The organism is Paenibacillus herberti, assembly GCF_002233675.1.
Classification (GTDB): Bacteria; Bacillota; Bacilli; order Paenibacillales; family Paenibacillaceae; genus Paenibacillus_O; species Paenibacillus_O herberti.
This window is the reverse complement of record NZ_NMUQ01000004.1, coordinates 1-20,868: the sequence shown is the minus strand read 5'-3', so window position 1 is coordinate 20,868 and position 20,868 is coordinate 1. Positions and strand designations below refer to the sequence as shown.

Here is a 20,868-nt window from a genome sequence, read left to right as displayed (position 1 = left end):
CGTTCAACCGAATTGGAGCGTGCCAAACCATTTCGATAGGTGGAAGTTCGGCTGGGCGGACTTAATTTCTGACCAGCATCCATAGTGAGGGAGCGAGGTTTCATCTCCGCATTTGTAGAAGTTCCCCCGCATGCGTGCTCCAGGCACCGGACGGAAGTCCGGAAACATATCGGAAACCCACTGCAACGGCAGCGTGGCACGCACGCTCCAATACGTTTGGCCTGATGCTTCATCATGCAGCCCTGTGGCCGTCTCGATCAGCAGCGGCGGATGGCTTTCGGGGGAGAGCAAAGTACGTTCATCTCGATCAGTGCCTATGCCTAGCAGCCTTGTTCCAGCTGCATTTATTTCGAGATTGAGATAGCGCGGGTCTTTGTCGGGCGCAGGTTGAAAGAAAAATTCAACGCAGCTATCCTTGTAAACCGGTTCATTGGGGGAGTGGAACCGTAAGAGCGGATTTTCCTCAAAAACTCGGAATACGAGTTGCAGGTCATGCTCGGTATAGGTTAGAGCGGCCTCGGTACGCGGTCTGTACCCATTGTCCATCCAAAGAAAATGGGTTATCTCAGCGGTATCCGCCAAGTCCCAAGCGGCATCGCGACTAGCGGTGTCGAGCTTGCGAATCAGATAGTTATTCTCCATGATCGTCCCCTCCTTTTTCTTCAATCAGAGTAGCATGAATACCAGCCAACCCGCTATACGGAATTGACCGCCTTAACCTTGCTGGCTGCGCACAAGAAATTGCCTAACAAGCCCATGAACAACAAGCCCATGAACAACAAGCCCATGAACAACAAGCCCATGAACAACAAGCCCATGAACAACACGTCCATGGTACAACAAGCTCGAGCATAACAAGCCCTTCCCAGAACAAGCACGTACATAACAAAAAACGTCTCCAATCCGCAACGCGGTTTTGAGACGTTCTTTTGAACAGTACCTACATGGCCCTCCGCCTCGCAGCTCCAGCTAGCAAACCACCCTCTCCGGGCCGCGCCAGAGTACCGAGCCCTCAGGGCGCTTTTTTTGCTTTCATGCAGTTCAGCTTGTAGTGGCGTCCGTACCCTTTGGCGTACTTCACAATGCGGTCGATGATTTTTGTGTCATCGAGCTTTGTGAACGGACATGGATCTGGCCGGGTATTAACCTCCAGAATCCAAGGTTTCAGTTTACGGTCGATGGCGATGTCCAGTCCAAGTTCATTTAAGTGGGGATAATCTTCGCTAAGTTTTTTGGCTGTAAGCAGCGCCAACTCATCCATTCGCCGCAAAAGCCTCCTGGCCGCGGCCGTCCCGCACACGGGACCTAGCAAATCCATAGGAGCATAAATCGTCCCTCCCTGGCTGCCGTTCGACACGATTTTTTCCGGGTGAGCGACCCGTGCTGCCGTACCGGTGCATTCCCACTCCTTCGATGAATTGCGCTGAACCATGACGCGAAAGTCATAAACGCGGCCCTCATGTTTGAGGACGCGAATACCTTGCTGGACGAGATACGGCTTTTTGTCCGTAAACTTCTGGAGCGAACGGTGCAGGGACGCGAGCGTTTCGAAGCGATAGATGCGGGTGTCTTTTTGATATTGAAAGCCGTATCTGGTTTTCTCCACTCTAATAACACCGATGCCCATGCTGCCTTTATCAGGCTTTACATAGAGCATCCGATGCTTTTCGAGCATAGTTGTCAGCTTTCCTAGGCTCAGCCAACGGGTAACCGGAATATGCCTCGTCAGCTTTTGGCTGCGAAGAAGAATATCGGTTCTGTTCATTTTGTTTGATACGGTTAACTTGACATTTTTGGGTTCATTGTCATTAGACATCGTGTAAGTCTCCTCCAGGTCCAATTGAATTTGATATTCTATGTAACCAAGTCCAACGCAGCTTGGACGATTGCCCGTAGTAGCTCCAATCTCGAAGGATTGGGAGGATTCAGCACAGGAGCCCGCAAAAAAGCATAGGGTATACCATGAAAAATAATGCCTGCATGGGGAAAGGGGAGAGGATCATGCCTCCTGCAGATTGGAAAGAGCTGGCCAGCGGGATGAAATCGCTATTTCCCTGGTTAGGGCAGTTGACGGATTCCGACTCAAACTGGGAGCGGCTACCCCTCATGACCGCTTCGATTCTCGAAGCATTTTACTATATTTCGGATAACCCGCTTGCGGAGCGCAGCGGCATGCGCAGCTATCGTACCTCGGGCACAAGCTCGGGTCGCCGCAAAACGATCTACTACTCGGATCAGGATGAGGAGCACTATTTAAACATTAAGCTGAATGTATTCCGGTCTATTCTGGAGCCATTCGGTTATCGGTCGGCTGCATCCGATATGGGTACGGGCCATGCTGAGGCGACGGCGGCTGAAGTGTTCCGCAGCCTTGGCATGAGCGTAGAGACGCTGCCCTATCAGCTGCCGATTCGCGAGCATATTGAGCGTTTGCAGGGGCTGAAGCCCGAAGTGTTATATACGATGCCTTCCATCCTTGACCGAATTCTCGCGGCTGCTGATCATCCCTCCGCGCTCGGCATCCGTCATGTTGTGCTCGTCGGAGAGATGGCATCGCCCGGCTGGCGCCTGCGCGCGGCTGAACGTCTATCAATTCCTGCTGAGCATATCGCAGACACATACGGCTCAATTGAGATTGGTACGATTGCCCATTACTCAGCGGAGCATGGGAGGTATTTGCTCGCAGAGGGTTTGTTCGCTGAAGGTGTACCAGCCGAATCGCTCGGAGAGGGGTTGGAACCGCTATCCCCAGGGGAGCAGGTGCTCGTGCTGACTTCTTCGATTCGCGACAGCTTCCCTGCTCTTCGGTACGTCACTTATGACGTAGTGCGCGGATTGGAGAGTATTACCGTAGACGGTCGGTTGCGGCAGAGCTTCTGTGGCATCGTCAAGCGGATCGGACCGGATCTCAAGCACGGTGAAAAAATCAGCATCTACGACATCGAAAATGCAGTCAGCCGTCATTTGCCGGATGCTCGCATCCGGATCCATGTAACGGGCAACGCGCTGAGCGTGCGCGTCGACAGCAACTTGGCGGATACAGCGATGCTGGATTCCATCCGACAAGAGATCGAGGAGCGTAATCCCGACATCGGAGGGATGATCCGCAGCGGTATTTTGAGCGGCATAGAGGTAACTCGTGAGTGTTTTGATGAAGATGCACAAGGCGGCCCGATCAAGCAGAAAAAAATTTACTATCATAACGGGGGTGCAACGCTTGAACCTGAATGAAGGAATTGCAGCAGCTATCGGTCACACACCTCTGATTCGGCTAGAACGGTTGTTCACCGGCAGTCGGTTCCAGGTGTTTGCCAAGCTGGAAGGGATGAATCCGGGCGGCAGCGCCAAGGATCGATCTGCTCTGCATATGCTGCGCGAGGCGATCCGACGCGGCGACATAAGGGATGGCAGCACAGTCATCGAGTCGAGCTCGGGTAATTTGGCGATTAGTTTGGCTCAGCTATGCCGCTACTTGGGGCTGCGGTTTATTTGTGTCGTCGATCCCCGGACCACGGAGACTCATAAGGCGATCATTCGCTGTTACGGAGGGGAAATTGATCTTGTCTCGCAGCCTGACGCGGCTACGGGCGAGTTCTTGCCTGCGCGAATCAACAGAGTGAAGGGGCTGCTCCAGGCAATCCCCAATGCCTATTGGACGAATCAGTACGGCAACCTCGACAATGCACGAGCACACCAGCAGATGACGATGAAAGAGATCGCGGAGCAGCTCGGTCCCGTGGATTACCTGTTCTGCGGAGTTAGTTCCTGCGGAACGATTCGCGGCTGCGCAGATTATATTCGGGACAATCAAGGCTCGACCAAAGTTGTAGCCGTAGATTCGCAGGGAAGTATATTATTCGGCGGCAAGAGCGGGCCTCGCAGATTCCCGGGTCTTGGCGCTGCGATTTTGCCGGGACTTCATGAGGCCGACCTCGCAGATGAAGTCATCCAGGTGTCGGATGAAGAATGCGTATGGGGCTGCCGAGAACTGGTACGCCAGGAAGCGATTTTGGCGGGAGCTTCCTCCGGCGGCGTCGTGGCAGCGATTCGCCGACTGAGCGGCAGCATCCCGGACGGTGCGGTATGCGCGGCTATTTTGGCGGATCGCGGCGAGCGGTATTTGGATACGATTTATAACGATGAGTGGGTGAGGCGTGAGCTTGATGCGTATCCCAATCAGTGGGAAAGAGGTGAGGGGCTCTGATCTACTTAAATGATGAGCACATCCGGGAGCTAGGCGTAGACTGGATCAAGCTGATCGACCTCACCGATGATGCAATTCGGACGAGGGACGGGGGCAAGAGCGCCAGTCCGCTCAAATCGTATTTGCGCTTCCCGGAAACGCCGAATCGGATCATTGCGACACCGGCTTATTTGGGCGGAGGGACAGAGCTTGCGGGTATCAAATGGATCGCTGGTTTCCCAGGCAATATCGGCCAAGGACTGCCTCGTGCGCACAATATGATTGTGCTCAATGATTCCTCCACGGGCCAGCCGCTTGCCATTCTTCGGTGCAATCTGCTGAATGGCCTGCGTGCAGCTGCGGTGAGCGGCTTGATGCTCCGCGCTTACGCGGCTTCACGGCCGGATGAGGAAATTCGGCTTGGTATTATCGGCTGGGGGCCGATTGGTCGCCTTCATCTGGATATGGCTGCCGCCCTGCTTGGCAATCGGCTTTCGCGCGTTTTATTGCATGATCTGCAAGGAGTTGAGCTTGCGACTGTGCCTGAACCTCTGCGTGGCCGGACGGAGATTACCTCCGATTGGCGGGAGCTGTATCGGCAGTCCAATGTCATCGCCACTTGTACGGTTACCGAGAACCGCTACATTGATGAGAAACCTCCGGTCGGGAGTCTACTATTGAATGTGTCACTACGAGATTATGAACCAGAGAGCATGGCGGATGTGAAGGTTGTTTTCGTAGACGACTGGCGGGAAGTTTGCCGCGAAAATACCGATGTTGAGCAGCTGCATTTGCGGCAAGGATTAACCGAGTCCGGGACGCGCACGCTGGCGGATTTAGTATGCCGAGATGCGTTGGCGGAGTTTCCAGGTGAGACGGTTTTTTTCAATCCGATGGGGCTAGGCATCTTCGATATTGCTATTGCAGGTTATTATTATCGAAAAGCACGGCAGCTGGAACAAGGAATCAGATTGGAGTAAAAAAGCGGCGCGGCCTGCCTCTCGTTGAGATGCCAGGCCGTTTCTTCCTGCGATGCAGGAGCTGTCCAATGGAAAATTATGCTTGACGATAAATGAAAGCGTCACTAAAATGAGTAATGCAAACGTTTTCCTGTTAGCGCCTTATCGTCGCATGGGGAGGCTAATCCTGATTTCATCGGGAGAACGCCCCCATTGCGATTTATTTTTCTCTAAATGCGCAAACGTTTGCTCTTAATGAGAAGTTAGTAATAATTATTTCGGAGGGGGTTCTCTTTTGGACATGATTTTATCAGCAAAGGGCAAGCGAACATGGTCAATCATTGTGATTTTTTCTCTCCTCGTTTCGATATTTACGGTTGCTCCGGTTCAGGCAAACACGGGGACAGCACCGGCTCCGGCCGATGAGACCGTTGTAACACAGGTATACACAGCAGCTTCACCAATTCCGGAAAACCATCTGCGTGTACACTACAATCGCACCGACGGCAATTATAAAGAGTGGGGACTTTGGATTTTTGACGATGCAGCCGTTCCCTCTACAGAATGGGCGTCAGGAGCAACAGCGTTCCCGGACGGACAGACGGACAGCTATGGAGCTTACGTTGATATTCCTCTGAAAGAGGACGCCAAAAATATCGGCCTCATTGCCTTGAAACCTGCAAATGGTGAAAAGGATGGCGGCGACAAGAAGTTTGCCCTTGCATCGCCGAAAATGAATGAGGTATGGCTCAAGCAAGGTTCTGACGCCGTTCAAAACTTCCAACCTGTCGAGCTTCCTGCCGATACGGTGCGGATTCATTACCAGCGGGATGACCAAAGCTATGCTTCGTATGGCTTATGGCTTTGGGATGACGTGAAAACGCCTTCAAGCTCATGGCCTGCCGATATAATTAAATTCACAGCCGGGCAAACCGATAGTTATGGCGCCTATATGGACGTCCAACTGGCTGAAGCAGGGAAGAAAATCGGCTTTTTGATTACGGACCCTGACAGGGGCGATGCCGGCAAGGATGGGGGCGACAAGCGCTTTGTCTCGTTGGATCCGTACAAACATCTCTTTATTAAACAGGGAGATGACACCGTGTATGTCTCTCCTTTTGGAGAACTCCCAGCGGTTGATGCTCCTCCAGCACTTCTTTCCGCTCAAGTGCTTCCAGAAGGCAGGCTGCATCTTAATTTCAGCAAAACGGCTGGCCTGGAAGGGGAGAAGCTGAAGAGAGAGCTTGAAATTAAGGATAAATCAGGCATGCCCGTAACGATCAGCAATTTGGAAATTGCCGGACCGACAGCAGTAAAAGTAACAGCTGCATTCACGGTGGAGCAGGCTCCGCTTAAGCTGACCTACGCCGCAAAAACAGTCAACGCCGCTGTAGGTTGGATGATGACGGACGAGCTGTACGCCTACGAGGGCGACGATCTTGGCGCCACTTATGCAGACGGCGGAGCTGTGCTTAAGCTGTGGACGCCAACAGCATCTTCCGTTGTGGTGAATGTATACGACAGAGCGGACGCGACGAAACATCTCGGCGAGGTCAACTTAATCAAAGGCGATCGCGGCGTTTGGTCGGTTGAGCTCAAGCCGGGTGATCTAGGCGTTAGCGACTTTAAGAATTATTTTTATCAATATGAAGTGACAAATAATGACGTGACGAAGCGGGTGCTTGACCCGTACGCCAAATCGATGGCCCAATTCAGAGCCAATACGAAGGGCGAGGCTGCGGATGGCGATACAGTAGGCAAAGCAGCTATCGTTGATCTAACCGGCACCGATCCGGCCGACTTCGGATATGCGGATATTAAGGGTTACGAAAAAAGGGAAGATGCGGTCATCTGGGAAATCCATGTACGCGACTTCACCTCCGATCAGTCGATCAAGGACGATCTGAACAACGCAGGCTGGGGTTCATACGATGCGTTCAAAGAGAAGGTCGACTACATCAAATCGCTTGGTGTGACGCATGTGCAGCTGCTGCCGGTTATGGCCTGGTATTACGGGGACGAGGCGGCGATGAAAAATCTTGAACAGGACTACTCCAATACAGGGAATGAGTACAACTGGGGTTATGATCCGCATAGCTACTTCTCGCCAGATGGCGCCTACTCCGAAAATCCTAAGGATCCCGAGTTGCGGATTAAGGAACTGAAGGCGATGATCGACGCTATTCATGATGCGGGCATGGGTGTCATTCTAGACGTTGTCTACACGCATATGTCTAAAGTTGATTTCCTTAACGATATTGTGCCGAACTATTATGCCTTCCAAGATGCAAACGGTGCATTCCTTGGCGGCTTCGGCAACAATCTGGCTACCAATCACAAAATGGCCGAGAAGCTGATGGTCGATTCGGTAAAATACTGGTTCAAGGAGTATAAAATCGACGGCATGCGTTTTGATATGATGGGCGACGCCACCTATGGCGCGGTACAAAACGCGTATGACGCCGCTGCGGCGATCAATCCGGACGCTCTGTTTATCGGCGAGGGCTGGGCAACATTTGCCGGTGATAAATCCGATCCTGCCTTAACGGGAATGGGAGCTACCCAGGATTGGATGGACAAGACGAATAGCGTCGGCGTTTTCTCCGACGAATTCCGTAATGAGCTAAAATCCGGTTTTGGCAATGAGGGCGAGCCGAGGTTCATAACGGGCGGCGCTCGCGATATTAAGACCATTTTCAATAACATCAAGGCGCAACCAAGCAATATCAGAGAAGATGATCCTGGCGATGTAGTGCAGTACACCGAGGCTCATGACAACTTGACGCTGTTTGATATCATTGCACAGGCTACCAAGAAGGATCCGGCCGTTGAGGCCAACAACGAGGAAATTCACAAGCGGCTTCGTCTCGGCAACATGATGACGCTGACGTCTCAAGGCACCGGTTTCCTGCATGCAGGGCAAGAATACGGACGTACGAAGCAGTGGATGGCAGAAGGTGCTCCGGAGAAGAAGGATGACTATCATGAGCTCAAAAATGAAGCCAACGAACCATTCGGCTATTTCATCCATAACTCCTACGACTCCTCGGATGCCATCAATAAATTCGACTGGCAGCGGGCGACGAATGCTACGGCATTCCCAGAAAACGTCCTCACTCGAGATTACACGAAGGGCATAATCGAGCTTCGCCAGTCGAGCGATGCATTCCGTTTGGGAGATCAGGAGCTAGTGAACAAGAACGTAACGCTGCTGGAAATTCCAGAAGTGAACGCAAAAGACCTGGTCATCGCTTATAAAAGCAAGGCAACAGACGGCACCGGCGCTTATTACGTGTTCATCAATGCCGATTCCAGGGCAAGGTCGCTGACGCTGTCCGAGGATCTGACGGGCGGACTAGTCGTAGCGGACAATGACGAGGCGGCGGCGGCTGGCGTGGCAACGCCGAGCGGTTTTACACTGGCGGCGGGATCACTTACGATCGAGCCTTTGACGGCAGTTATTATCAAAGTCGACTCGGAAGAGGAGCCCCAGACGGAAAAGCGTTATGTACAGCTCAATTACATCCGTCCGGACAAGGATTATACGGATTGGAATATGTGGGTATGGAATACAGGCGTGAAAAATGATCAGATCAATTTTGAAGGGGTGGAAAACGGGGTTGCTTCCGTGCTTATCGAAGTTGCTCCAAAAGCGACTAGTGTAGGCTTCGTTCTGCGCAAAGGAACGGATTGGAGCACCGCTAAGCAGGACATTCCGGATGATCGGACGATCCAGCTGCAGCCGGGTGAGGCATTTACGAAGGTCAATGTAACGAGCATGGTGCGTGAGCTGGATATTAAGCCAAGCATTACGGGCCCCGTGCTGGATAATGGAACGATTACCTTCTATTATCGGGATGATCAACTGTTCCGCGAAGGCAAAATGGACCTGATTTCGGATGTGCTTCTCCAAATTAACGGCAAGGGGGAGAAGATGACTTATGTGCCGGAACAGGAGCTGTTCCGCTATACGATGACTGGAGTTGCTCCAGGTACGTACCAATACTCTTTTGCCGTGACTCAAGGCGGAGTCACCAAAGAGGTTACCGATCCGAAAAATACGGTGAACGGCAAGTCAACGGTATCCTTCAGTATTCCTGATGTGACAATCGAAACTTCCGTGAGCCCGGCAGCTGTTGCAGCTGGCGAGAATGCGGTGCTGAAGCTGAACGTTAAATCTACTGAAGGGGTCATCTTTAGGGAAGCCTATCTGGATTTAACGGCGGTAGGCGGACCGGCCAAAGTGAAGCTAGATACCGAGTTGTTCGAACAGACGATTGCGGTTAAGGACACGGTAACGGCCGGAACTAAATCCATTCCGGTGACGCTTGTCGATGAGTTCGGCAACAAACATTTAGGTGAAGCCAAGGTCGAGGTGAAAACGAGAAGCACCGCCGGCGGCAAGCTGGACTTCGACTTTGACGAGTCGCGTATGTACTTTGTGCTGACGGATCGTTTTATGGATGGTGATGCTTCCAACAATGAAAATGTGGATAAATCGCATCTGGAAGCGTACCAAGGAGGCGATTTCCAAGGGTTGATCAACAAGCTCGATTACATCGAGGATCTGGGCGTTAATACGCTCTGGATTACCCCGATCGTTGATAATATCGACTTCAACAAAGGCACTGATTTTGACGGCAAGCAGTACGGTTATCATGGTTATTGGGCCAAAGACTTCACGAAGCTCGACGAGCATCTGGGCGACATCGAAAAGTTCAAGGAGCTAATCGATAAGGCGCATGATCGCGGCATCAAAATCATGGTCGACGTTGTCCTCAACCATACAGGTTACGGCCTGAAGCCAGGGGACACGAATCCGGGTGTTACGGAAGAGGATAAAGCGCGCTTCGCGGGTATGCTGCGTACGGATGGACTTTCCGCGGATACGGATGCCATCAAGGGCGAGCTGGCGAGCCTTCCGGACTTTATCACCGAGAATCCACAGGTTCGTGAACAGATAATCGACTGGCAGACCGGCTGGCTGGAACGCGCTAAGACGAGTCGCGGCGATACGATCGACTACTTCCGTGTAGACACGGTCAAACATGTGGAAGAAACAACGTGGAAAAAATTCAAAAACGAGCTGACTGAACTCGATCCAAACTTCAAGCTGCTCGGCGAATATTATGGCGCTACAGCAGACAGTGATGCTGGTACGCTGCAGAGCGGTCAAATGGACAGCTTGCTCGATTTCAGCTTCAACGACCGGGCCAAACAATTCGTAGAAGGCGATGTGGAGGCGGTTGATGTTTATCTCTCCGAGCGTGCGACGAAGCTCGATAACACGCGGATGATGGGTCAATTCCTCAGCAGCCATGACGAAGACGGCTTCCTGTCCAACTTTGTTGGTGGTGATAAGGCGAAGCTGATGGCTGCAGCGGCGCTGCAAATTACAGCTAAAGGCCAGCCGGTCATCTACTACGGCGAGGAGCTTGGCCGCTCCGGCAAAAATGCTGGAGATATGAAAAAGGGCGAGTTCAGTGAAAATCGCAGCCCAATGCCTTGGGATAAGCTGGACGAGGAGCAGAAGCTGCTCTCTCATTACCAGAAGCTGATGGGAATTCGCGCTGAGCATTCCAAGGTTTATTCCAAGGGCGAGCGCATCTCCATTGAGGCGTCGAATGACAAAGGTTATATGGCCTTCATCAACAAGTTTGAGAAGGAGCAACTCGTTACGGCGATCGGCGTCAAGACGGCCCCGCAAGAAGTTACACTGGCAGTTCCGTTCGCTGCCGGCAGCAACGTTAAGGATCTTTACAGCGGTAAAACATTTACCGTATCGGGAAGCGGAAAAGTGACCTTCACCCTGCCAGCAATGGCCGATGGTGCTACCGTTGTTCTGGCCGAAGTTAAGCCTGACGAGGGCAACAACGGCGGCGAGCCTGTAGAGCCTGGCGGCAATAATGGCGGCCAACCTGGCGGCAACACCGGTGGCAACCCTGGCAGCAACACCGGCGGTAACACGGGTACAGGGCCAACGAGCACTAAAACAATCACCGACGAAATGTTGCGTGCTGGTCAAGACAAAGCGGTGGTCACGCTAGGCGTTACAGATACCGAAGTACGTCTGCCACTGAATGCTTCCGAAATCCTGGGCAACAAGCCGCTTGAGCTGACTCGGGAAGGTGTTACGGTGCTATTGCCATCTGCCTTGCTTAAAGCTCTGCAACAACTAGTGCCAGCAGGGGAAACTAGCGGAGCATCTATCTCCTTCAAGCTGGCGGAAGTTGCTTCACAGGCTGCAGCAACGCTCCTGTCCCAGACGGGAAGCAAGCAGAACGCGAAGCTGAAGCTGGGCAGCAAGATGATGGAGTTCAAGCTTACGGCACTGTCTGCAAGTGACAAAGAATATAAACTGGACCGTTTTGCAACACCGGTCGAGTTGACATTCCAAGCTGACAGCACGCTGAACGGCAAGCTGTCTGGAATCTATTTCATTTCGGAGCAAGGGCTCCAGTATGTCGGCGGCAAGCTGGCGGACGGTCGAATGACCACCAAAGTGGGTCATTTCAGCAAGTATGCCGTGTTAGAAATGGATAAATCGTTCACTGATCTGAGCGGCCACTGGGCCGAGTCTGCAATTAAGGAGCTCGCGGCCAAGCAGGTCGTTAATGGTACGAGCGCATCATTGTTCACCCCGGCACAACCAGTGACCCGGGCGGAATTCACTGCAATGCTCGTGCGTGCATTGAAACTTGAAGCTCCAGATGCTGCGAATAGCTTCACAGATGTGCCGGAAGCTTCCTGGTACGCTTCCGCGTTAGGGGCAGCTTCCTATCACGGAATCGTGAAGGGCAAAGGAAAGGAAACCTTCCTGCCGAATGCTACGATCACCCGCGAAGAGATGGCGCTTATGCTCGTTCGTGCTTACGGAGCGCAGCAGGGATCCTCTAATTCTGCCGCTGCTCCGGTACTGAAGGACATAAAAGAAGTGTCCGCTTGGGCGGTAAAAGAAGTACAAGAGGCTCTATCCCTCGGCCTGATGAAGGGGCATGAGAGCGGCAAGTTTGCTCCTGATGCATCCGCGAACCGTGCGGAGAGCGCTCAAGCCGTATTCAATCTGATGGGCAAGCTCGGACTGTAATCGAACTCAACAAAAGGCTTCTCTCTCCGGATTCAGTCCGGTTGAGAGAAGCCTTTTTGTGCATTTGCACAATAAATATCGTCCGATCTTCAATATATCTTTTCTGTAAATCTATCTATACTGAAAGCGTATTCAAGATTTCGAGATACAGTTTAGCCGAGGAGGTCAGACATCATGGACGGATTAACAATCAGTTGGATCGGGGCGCTTGCTGGACTTGCCCTTGCGATCATCCTTATTTTGAGAAAGCTGAATCCAGTGTATGCGTTATTTCTAGGAGCAATCGTCGGGGCATTGATCGGCGGAGCTAACCTGGATGAAACGATTAAAGTGTTAATCAGCGGCACTCAAAGTGTCATGGGTACTGTATTGCGCGTGCTCGCAGCCGGTGTACTGGCGGGAGTGATGATGGAATCAGGAGCGGCCGAAACGATAGCAAAAGCAATCGTCAAGAAATTCGGCGGCGGCAAAGCCATTCTGGCGCTTGCGCTAGCAACTATGATCATTACCGCAGTCGGAGTATTTATTCCTGTAGCCGTTCTCATTGTAGCGCCGATTGCCTTGTCTGTTGGTAACAAAATGGGTATATCCAAGATCGCACTTTTGCTTGCGCTTTCAGGAGGCGGCAAAGCCGGTAATATTATTTCTCCAAATCCCAATACAATTGCAGCAGCAAACGGATTTAATCTTGAACTGAGCCAGGTGATGATGGCGGGTTTTATTCCGGCGGTGTTCGGACTTGCTGTAACCGTTCTCGTAGCTTCTTTGCTCAAAAAGAAAGGCATCATGGTCACCGACGAAGAAGCGATGAATCAGGAAACGGAAGATGCATCCAAGCATCCTCCGCTCAAAACAGCGATTGTTGCACCACTTGTAGCGGTTGTACTGCTTATGCTTAACCCGATTGGAGCTATTCTCGGCATAGGCTTCTTGGAAAGCTTTAAAGTAGACGCCATGTTCATTCTGCCAATCGCAGGCATCATCGGGATGTTGGCAATGGGCAAAGCCAGCAAAATCCTAGATTACTCCGCGTCTGGTCTCAATAAAATGACTGCAACCGTGCTCATCCTGCTTGGCGCAGGGGGAATTGCCGGCCTGATCTCTAATTCGGATCTGTCTACACAAGTTGTAAGTATCATTGACTCAGCCGGCATTTCCGGCACTTTCCTGGCTCCAATCGCGGGCATCCTGATGGCCGCCGCAACAGCGTCCACTTCTACGGGAGTTATTCTTGCGACGGGATCGTTTGGCGAAGCCATTTTGAACATGGGCACAGCACCGCTCGCAGCAGCAGCGATGGTACACACCGGAGCTACCGTAATCGACTCCTTGCCGCAAGGCAACTACTTCCACGTATCGGCAGGCAGTATGTATATGACGATCAAACAACGGATGGGACTCGTTCCATATGAAGCCATCGTCGGTGGAACAATGACGGTCGTTTCGACGCTGCTTTACGGATTTTTACTCTAATAAATTCTATTATGAGGTGATTTAATGACACAACCAACCTTTTTACTTGCACCCGATTCCTTCAAAGAAAGCATGACGGCAAAAGAAGTTTGTGTGGCCATGGAAGCTGGTCTTCGCAAAGCGTTCCCCGAAGCGAGTTACATCCATGTCCCTATGGCAGATGGCGGTGAAGGTACGGTCCAGTCTCTTGTTGATGCAACCGGCGGCAAGCTTTTGGAAAAGGAAGTCACGGGACCGCTCGGCCAGCCAGTCATCGCTAAATACGGCATTATGGGCGACGGAATGACCGCTGCAATCGAGATGGCTTCGGCAAGCGGCATTCAACTCGTCACGAAGGAAACCCGGAATCCGCTGATCACGTCTACGTATGGCACAGGGGAGCTCATCAAGGAATGTCTCCATCGAGGCATCAAAAAGATCATCATCGGAATTGGCGGAAGCGCTACAAATGATGGCGGGACTGGAATGGCAGAAGCGCTTGGCGCCAAGTTCCTGGATGCGGGCGGCAACACGCTCCCAAGGGGAGGCGGCAGTCTTGGAGAGCTGGCAACGGTGGATATTAGCGCACTGGATGCTCGGTTGGCCGAAGTTGAAATCATCGTTGCTTGCGACGTTACGAATCCGCTATGCGGACCAACGGGAGCATCCCATATATTCGGCCCGCAAAAAGGTGCATCACCCGAGATGGTGCTTAAGCTGGACGCCAGCTTGGCCCATTACGCAGCTGTCGTCAACGAACAGTTGAACAAAGATGTCCGCGATGTTCCAGGCGCTGGCGCAGCGGGGGGCCTTGGTGCCGGACTGCTTATTTTCACGCAGGCGACTCTTCAACGGGGCATTGATATTATAATTAACTATACGGGGCTTCGCGAAAAGCTAACTTCCGCAAATTACGTTCTGACCGGTGAAGGCGGGATGGACGCTCAGACCAAATTCGGCAAAACGCCCCATGGCGTAGCAAAAGCCGCTAAGCAGGAAGGCAAAAAAGTCATTGCCCTGGCAGGTTATATCGGTGAAGGCGCAGAGGTTCTGTATGAGGAGGGAATTGATGCGATATTCGGCATCGTACCCGGCGCTTCGGATCTTGAAAAGCTACTGAAAGAAGGGCCGAAAAACGTAGAAAGAGCAGCCGAGAATGTTGGTAGATTGATAAAACTAAGTTGTTGAATGATCTTTCTCCCGTCAATTAGACCGTATAATAAGAGCAGCAATTATGCGGCGACTGCGATTCGGTACTCAACCGGTGAGCGGTCGCCGCATTTTTTCTGGAAGCGTCCACTCCGAAGAGGTGCTGCGGTAATTCTCCGTTTTATGAATACCTATATTCCGAATGTTGCTCCCGGGAATAACGTGTATCGGTCAAAATACTTGGTTGATTTCGGCACAATCATGACAGACTTAATTTTATTTGGTCCAGAAAATGTAAACTTCCAATCCTCCATTTTTACTTTATACTCATCCATGAAGGGGACTCGCTTTACAATACGGACGGTCATAGTAGTATTTGTCGATTCAAAAGGACGTATATCTACAATACTTACGCTACCCCATGCTCCAGTAGGGAGGCCGCTAGGATGATCGTAAAGATCTGTTTTGAAATCAGGTGTGACTAAAGCTAGAATATCCTTATATTCCCTTTCGTCATACCCCATAATCCATCGGAAAGCTAGATTCCGATCACCTACATAAAGATCAGTACTCGTCTCCTTTTGAAAGTTGGGATCGGAGTTAACATAAACCGTCTTCTTTTTATTATCCCACTGGATATCGACCCCAAGCCCTTCCGATATTGCGCGAAGTGGCACATAAACAGTTCCGTTAATTATTTTAGGGGCCGCATCCGTTTTAACCAGATTGCCGTGTACGAACATTTTTGGGGCAGTTGTTGCAGCGTAAGCGCCGGCACCAAATACAGATGTGAGCAGTAAACCTGCCAAACCGATTTTTACGACACGTTTCATCAATCATGCACCTCCACTTGTATTATGATAGGTTAGACGCATTCTCAATCCAATTTGTTTCTATTTATAACTAATAATGGTAGTTGGTGGGGGTGGAGGCATAATAAAATCCCCTCTGTTCAACAGTGTGGGATCCATGATCACATGAACTCTTTTTTCACTGTCTACCGTAAGGGGATAGTATTATAAAAAGCCGTGAGTGCTTTTTCTTTTTATTTATATCGCATTAGAATTCCATTCATTAATTCAAATAACTGGAGCATATTACGGGGATCTTTCCCGGTTAAATCATGAATTCGTTTGAGCCGATACTGCAGGCTATTCCGGTGAATATTTAGCTCAGCAGAGGTTGCAGACATGCTTCCATTGTGATAAATGAATGTCCTTAATGTGTCCAGCAAATCGGCTGATTCTTTATCCTCCAGCTTCGTAATGAGCTGCACAGAGCCCGACAACTCCGACTGACTCAGCTCCACGAGGAATTCAGTTTCTTCATATAAAGTAATCTTCTGAGGCAGCTTAAGGGCGCGGCATACATTCATAGCACCTCTCGCCTGATCGTAGCCGTCGGCAATATAAACTTCATGACGGGATACACTTATCTTAACTTTCGAGTAAGTTTGAAGCAGCTGTTTAAGCACAGTTTTGACTTCTTTGACGTCCTGGACCAGGATCATGCAGCAATCGTCCTCGATCATAAAGGCAGGATGCAAAAGGAGTACATTGGGTTGAAGAAGATTGGAAACATCGAGATCTTGGGCGTATACCACTGTCGTGGGAAGCAATAGATCGAGCCCGTAAGCTAGAGCTTCCTTTTTCAATTTTTGTGTATATGGCCCCTGATGATGGAGCAGAACTTCAAGAAAAGCTCTTTTGCGATTGGCTTCGTTCTGCATCGTCTGCAGCGCCAGTCCCTGTTCAATCAGCAGCACCACGGTCGTTCGTACAATATTGCAAAAAGGACGCACTTCCTCCGGGTTACCGGAAATGCCAATAACGCCGATCCGATCATTGCCGATTACAATCGGCTCATTGGTGCCCCTCTTTTCATTCTGTTTATCCTCCCACACCTCAACCATTTGACCGCTAGCTAATGCTTTAACGGCGCCCTTATGTTCCGTACCAATGCGTGTTGCATTGCCGCTGCCGATAATAACCCCGCGTTCATTCATAATGTTGATGTTATACGGAATGTCCTTCATCATACGATCGACAATATCTTGAGCTAATGCTGGGGATAACAGATACATATGGAGTCCTTTCAGGTGCTGTGGCTGCACATTTTATCTTGAAATAGCCGATTCAACTCCCTCTTCTACAAGGGGGAGTTGAAACGGTGTTTTTTTGATGTAAAAACCGAACATACGTGCTAAAATAAAAACAAATTCGAGGACCGGAGGTGAAAGGTGGTTGTACCATCATAAAGCTTTTCGCTTCCGCATCTATCCGACTCAAGAGCAAATCGTGCTCATCCAGAAAACGATTGGCTGCGCCCGTTTCGTCTTCAACCATTTCCTGGATAAGTGGAATCAAGCCGAGATAGGGAAAGCACGATCTTACCACGCTTGCGCCACGGGAATTCCGCCTCTTAAGAGCATCTTTCCCTGGTTAAAAGAAGTGGACAGCATTGCCTTGCAATCCTCCGTTCGGAATCTGGCGGATGCCTTTTCACGTTTTCACCAGAAACAGAACGAGGCCCCAAGGTTTAAATCGAAACGGAATCCTGTACAAAGCTATACCACTAAATATACAAACGGTAATATCGCCATTGAAGGCGAGCGTTTAAAATTGCCGAAGCTGGGATGGATCCGCTTTGCTAAGTCCAGACAGGTGAAGGGCCGAATCCTATCGGCTACGATTAGGAAGAACCCAAGCGGCAACTACTTTGTTTCGATTCTATGCGAAGTGGACATACAACCTCTTCCGGAATTGGACACCGTCCTTGGCGTTGACTTAGGCATCAAATCCTTTGCGGTTTGTAGTAACGGAGAGGTCATTTCGAATCCCAAACACCTCCGCGCGTACGAAAAGAAACTGGCGTTTTGGCAACGTCGCTTATCTAGGCGTACACCAGGCGGATCGAATTATCAAAAAGCGAAGCAAAGGATCGCTCGTATACATGAGAAAATCACCAACTGTCGGCAGGACTTTCTGCACCAACTCTCGACCAAATGGATTCGTGAAAACCAAACGATCTGTTTGGAAGATTTGCAAGTAACGAACTTAATGAAAAATCATAAGCTAGCCAAGTCGATCGCGGAAGTCAGTTGGGCAACGATCCGCGCGATGTTGACCTATAAGGCAACTTGGTATGGCCGCCAGTTAAGTGTCGTGGCGAAAAACTATCCATCCAGCCAACTGTGTCATGTTTGCGGGTTCCGCAATCCCGAAGTCAAGCAGCTGGGCATACGGGAATGGAGCTGTTCCGATTGTGGCAAGCAGCATGACCGAGATCATAATGCCAGTATGAACATCCTGCAAGAAGGTCTTCGTTTGCTTGTTGGGTGACGTCAACTGAACTGCGGGAACCGCAGAGATCGCTTGCTAAAAAAGAGAGGGTTGCTTCTCTGTTCGCAAGAATCCCCCACCTCTATAGGTGGTGGGAGTGTTCAATATGCCTGTCTCATTTATGACTTATGTGAAAAAGCGATCCCTTCTATCATGTAACCAATAATCGTCAACTGTGTAAAGTTTCCCGCTTAAAACGGACGAAAAAAGCCCTTCGGTCGCTAGGACCGCAGGGCTATTCTCGAAACGTATGGGCGTTAGCTTAGAATGCTGCTGCTACTGCTTTAACTTTGTCCAAACCATCGCGAAGGATTTCTTGCGTGCGGTCTTGGAATTGGTTGTGGCCTTCAATAACAAGCTCTTCAGCTTGGATTCCGAACAGGCCGAGTGCGCCTTTGAGAGGGCGGATAGCAGCTTCGATTTCGGACATTGGACCTTCGGAGTAGACGCCGCCACGAGCGTTAAGCAGGATTGCTTTTTTGCCAGTTACGAGGCCTTGTGGACCTTCAGCTGTGTAACGGAACGTTTTGCCGGCTTGCGCCAGGTAGCCCACATAGTTGACCAGTGGAGCTGGAGCTGCGAAGTTCCAGAGCGGGAAAGCAAAAACAACTTTGTCTGCTTCGAGGAACTGGTTCACGTATTTGTTAACGAGCTCAACTGCTGTTTGCTCTTCAGCTGTCAGTTCGTATCCTTGAGCGGCTTTGTACATGCCAGTGATAGCCGTATTGCCGTAGAAAGGAAGGATTTCCGTGTAAAGATCAAGCTCAATTACAGTGTCTGTAGGGTTGGCACTTTTATATGCGTCAAGGAAGGTGTTGTACATTTGTACGCTGATAGCCTGCTCTGCTGGACGGTCGTTTGCTTTGACAAAAAGAATGTTAGACATATGAATAATCTCTCCTCGAAAATTGAAGTGTGTTTGGAATAGTCACAGTATAACCCGGTAACAAAAAATGTGCAACTAACTTTTATGGAGTTAATGAGAAATTCATCAAGCAACCTAAAGTAAGAAAATTTCGTTTAGTAGAAGGGAAAATTTTGGAACTTGAGGGGGCTTAGCATGGGAATAGGAAAAAAGGCAGCAGATCCGAATGAGTACAGGTCTCAGCAGTTTCAACGTTGTCTTGGATTAACAGTAGCTCTTATTCTCGCCGTAGTGCTTTTCTCTGCATGCTCGATGAGTGTGCTTGGAGGAGATAGTGAGCCACCTTTGCCCCAGATCAGCTCGGAAAGTGGAATCATCAAGGTTTACCAAAGTAGTTACTGCTGGGGGAATGTTTGTGCGGATTATGCCGTACCGGATACCATGCTTAAAGATAACGAGCCTGACATCGTACAGAAGGGTGAGGAGCTGACCGCGAGCTTTCCTGGAAAAGACCCAAAAGAGATCGGGCTGACCCTGTTTAGAGAAAATAAACCAGAGAAATCTTCAAATAAAGGCCTGATTTTTCAAATGCCGGATAAACCGGGCGTCTATTATTATGAATTTAGTGGCCGCTGGGCATCAGGAGATTCTGCTTCTTACGCGTTTAAGGTGGAAGTGGAATAATTATTGAGATGAATATAACTAGGCACTTTGAAATGAAAAGCTGACTTATTAACTAACTCTGTGGAATCATGGCCACGAAAGGGCGGCAAAACATGAATTCAATTAGTGAAATTGATTGGAAAGTTAAAAGCAAGGTGGTGAATACACTTTTAGAAAATAGAAATAAATTAATCTTAGTTCCTTTAGATTCAGGGCTTGAGGCAGAGGTAACAAAAGTTTGTTTAGAGGAAAGCTGTTTTGTATTGAAAGTATGGAACAGGTCTTCAAAACCAAATATTGAACAACAATTCAAGTTATTGAAAACACTATATGATGAAGGCCTACCAGTATCACAACCATATGGATGGGGTTTAGATAAAGAAGCTAATTCAGTGTTGTTAATGAGTTTTAATGGAGCAGCTGTCACAAAAATAAACGAGTCTAAACTAATTAGTCTTGCAAAGATTCTAACTAGCATTCATGATTTCCCATTGAATTGTTTAGAGGATACGCTATTCAATAAGCATGATTTTATAAATTATTTTTACTCAGAAATTGAAGAGCATGAAGACATTCATTTATTAATTAAACAACTTGTGGATATTAGTCATATGAAACAAGATAAACTAATTCACGGTGACTATAATCTAGGGAACATTTTAGAGATTGAAGGAAGGTATACAATCATTGATTGGACGAATGGGCAATTGGGCGATCCAAGATATGATATTGCTTGGTCAATTGTATTAATCAGCATATATGTTAGTCAAAGATACGGCGATGTCTATCGTTCAGCATTTTTAAGTAGATATACTAAAGAAGAAATAGAGTTATTTGAGGCAATAGCATGTTTAAGATGGGTATTACTCAATAGAATTGCTGTTTTGCCTAAAGGAAAAGAGACAATCGCTAGAGTACAAAATATACTGAAGAACAATGTACATTTGAATGAAACATTGATTTGAAAGTAACTCAATAGGAGGGAGAAAAATGGGGTACATACATGATTTAAGGCAAATTGTAGGATCAAGGCCGCTGATAATGGCAGGAGCTTGCATGATCGTAGTGAATAAACAAAACGAAATGCTTTTACCGGTTAAAACCCCTTATTATGGACAAGACACCTCTTATTCGATCTTGTTCTTAGGATTGCTCTGAATTTCCCTGGT

Annotated in this window: 15 protein-coding genes; 9 read left to right on the top strand and 6 right to left on the bottom strand. The window is 49.6% G+C overall.

Going from position 1 to position 20,868, the window contains the following annotated elements; genetic code table 11:
• Positions 1-3 precede the first annotated feature (3 nt).
• The 3 genes from CGZ75_RS22665 to CGZ75_RS22655 form a co-directional block, all read right to left on the bottom strand.
• On the bottom strand, positions 4-642 hold the full coding sequence (locus CGZ75_RS22665) for a carbohydrate-binding family 9-like protein (protein WP_089526590.1): 639 nt from the start codon (positions 640-642) through the stop codon (positions 4-6).
• Between the two features lie 53 nt (positions 643-695).
• Positions 696-833: a hypothetical protein gene (locus CGZ75_RS25505; protein ID WP_245851086.1), complete on the bottom strand. Its 138-nt coding sequence runs from the start codon at positions 831-833 to the stop codon at positions 696-698.
• A gap of 179 nt (positions 834-1,012) precedes the next feature.
• On the bottom strand, positions 1,013-1,816 hold the full coding sequence (locus CGZ75_RS22655; protein ID WP_089526585.1) for a YheC/YheD family protein: 804 nt from the start codon (positions 1,814-1,816) through the stop codon (positions 1,013-1,015).
• A gap of 185 nt (positions 1,817-2,001) precedes the next feature.
• On the opposite strand from CGZ75_RS22655, the gene CGZ75_RS22650 reads away from it, so the two are divergent.
• From CGZ75_RS22650 to CGZ75_RS22625, 6 genes are all read left to right on the top strand, one after another.
• Positions 2,002-3,231, top strand: coding sequence for a phenylacetate--CoA ligase family protein (locus CGZ75_RS22650; RefSeq protein ID WP_245851084.1), 1,230 nt, complete (start codon positions 2,002-2,004; stop codon positions 3,229-3,231).
• Positions 3,209-4,204, top strand: coding sequence for a 2,3-diaminopropionate biosynthesis protein SbnA (sbnA, locus tag CGZ75_RS22645; protein WP_342745711.1), 996 nt, complete (start codon positions 3,209-3,211; stop codon positions 4,202-4,204). The genes CGZ75_RS22650 and sbnA overlap by 23 nt, the downstream gene beginning before the upstream one ends.
• Positions 4,201-5,163, top strand: coding sequence for a 2,3-diaminopropionate biosynthesis protein SbnB (locus tag CGZ75_RS22640; RefSeq protein ID WP_089526581.1), 963 nt, complete (start codon positions 4,201-4,203; stop codon positions 5,161-5,163). Before sbnA ends, CGZ75_RS22640 begins: the two co-directional genes overlap by 4 nt.
• A 280-nt stretch (positions 5,164-5,443) precedes the next feature.
• The gene (locus CGZ75_RS22635; RefSeq protein WP_089526969.1) at positions 5,444-12,229 is read left to right on the top strand and encodes a pullulanase; all 6,786 of its coding nucleotides are present in this window, start codon (positions 5,444-5,446) and stop codon (positions 12,227-12,229) included.
• 174 nt (positions 12,230-12,403) lie between these two features.
• Complete coding sequence (locus tag CGZ75_RS22630; protein WP_089526579.1) at positions 12,404-13,702, top strand: GntP family permease; 1,299 nt, start codon at positions 12,404-12,406, stop codon at positions 13,700-13,702.
• Between the two features lie 24 nt (positions 13,703-13,726).
• Positions 13,727-14,869 (top strand): glycerate kinase, encoded by a 1,143-nt coding sequence (locus CGZ75_RS22625; RefSeq protein WP_089526577.1) that lies wholly within the window; start codon positions 13,727-13,729, stop codon positions 14,867-14,869.
• A 152-nt stretch (positions 14,870-15,021) separates the two neighbouring features.
• On the opposite strand, the gene CGZ75_RS22620 is transcribed toward CGZ75_RS22625, so the two are convergent.
• Both CGZ75_RS22620 and CGZ75_RS22615 read right to left on the bottom strand, forming a co-directional pair.
• The gene (locus CGZ75_RS22620) at positions 15,022-15,663 is read right to left on the bottom strand and encodes a copper amine oxidase N-terminal domain-containing protein (RefSeq protein ID WP_089526575.1); all 642 of its coding nucleotides are present in this window, start codon (positions 15,661-15,663) and stop codon (positions 15,022-15,024) included.
• Positions 15,664-15,875: 212 nt separating this feature from the next.
• A complete protein-coding gene (locus CGZ75_RS22615; protein ID WP_089526968.1) occupies positions 15,876-16,913 on the bottom strand; it encodes a CdaR family transcriptional regulator in 1,038 nt (345 codons plus the stop codon).
• Positions 16,914-17,073: 160 nt separating this feature from the next.
• Between CGZ75_RS22615 and tnpB the strand changes: the two genes are divergently transcribed.
• Positions 17,074-18,171: an IS200/IS605 family element RNA-guided endonuclease TnpB gene (tnpB, locus tag CGZ75_RS22610; RefSeq protein ID WP_089526573.1), complete on the top strand. Its 1,098-nt coding sequence runs from the start codon at positions 17,074-17,076 to the stop codon at positions 18,169-18,171.
• A 262-nt stretch (positions 18,172-18,433) separates the two neighbouring features.
• Here the strand turns inward: tnpB and CGZ75_RS22605 are convergent, their stop codons facing one another.
• Positions 18,434-19,057 (bottom strand): FMN-dependent NADH-azoreductase, encoded by a 624-nt coding sequence (locus CGZ75_RS22605; RefSeq protein WP_089526571.1) that lies wholly within the window; start codon positions 19,055-19,057, stop codon positions 18,434-18,436.
• A gap of 174 nt (positions 19,058-19,231) precedes the next feature.
• Here CGZ75_RS22605 and CGZ75_RS22600 point away from each other — a divergent pair, with 174 nt between their 5' ends.
• The gene (locus tag CGZ75_RS22600; protein ID WP_089526569.1) at positions 19,232-19,720 is read left to right on the top strand and encodes a hypothetical protein; all 489 of its coding nucleotides are present in this window, start codon (positions 19,232-19,234) and stop codon (positions 19,718-19,720) included.
• 92 nt (positions 19,721-19,812) lie between these two features.
• A complete protein-coding gene (locus CGZ75_RS22595) occupies positions 19,813-20,664 on the top strand; it encodes an aminoglycoside phosphotransferase family protein (RefSeq protein WP_089526567.1) in 852 nt (283 codons plus the stop codon).
• Positions 20,665-20,868 lie beyond the last annotated feature (204 nt).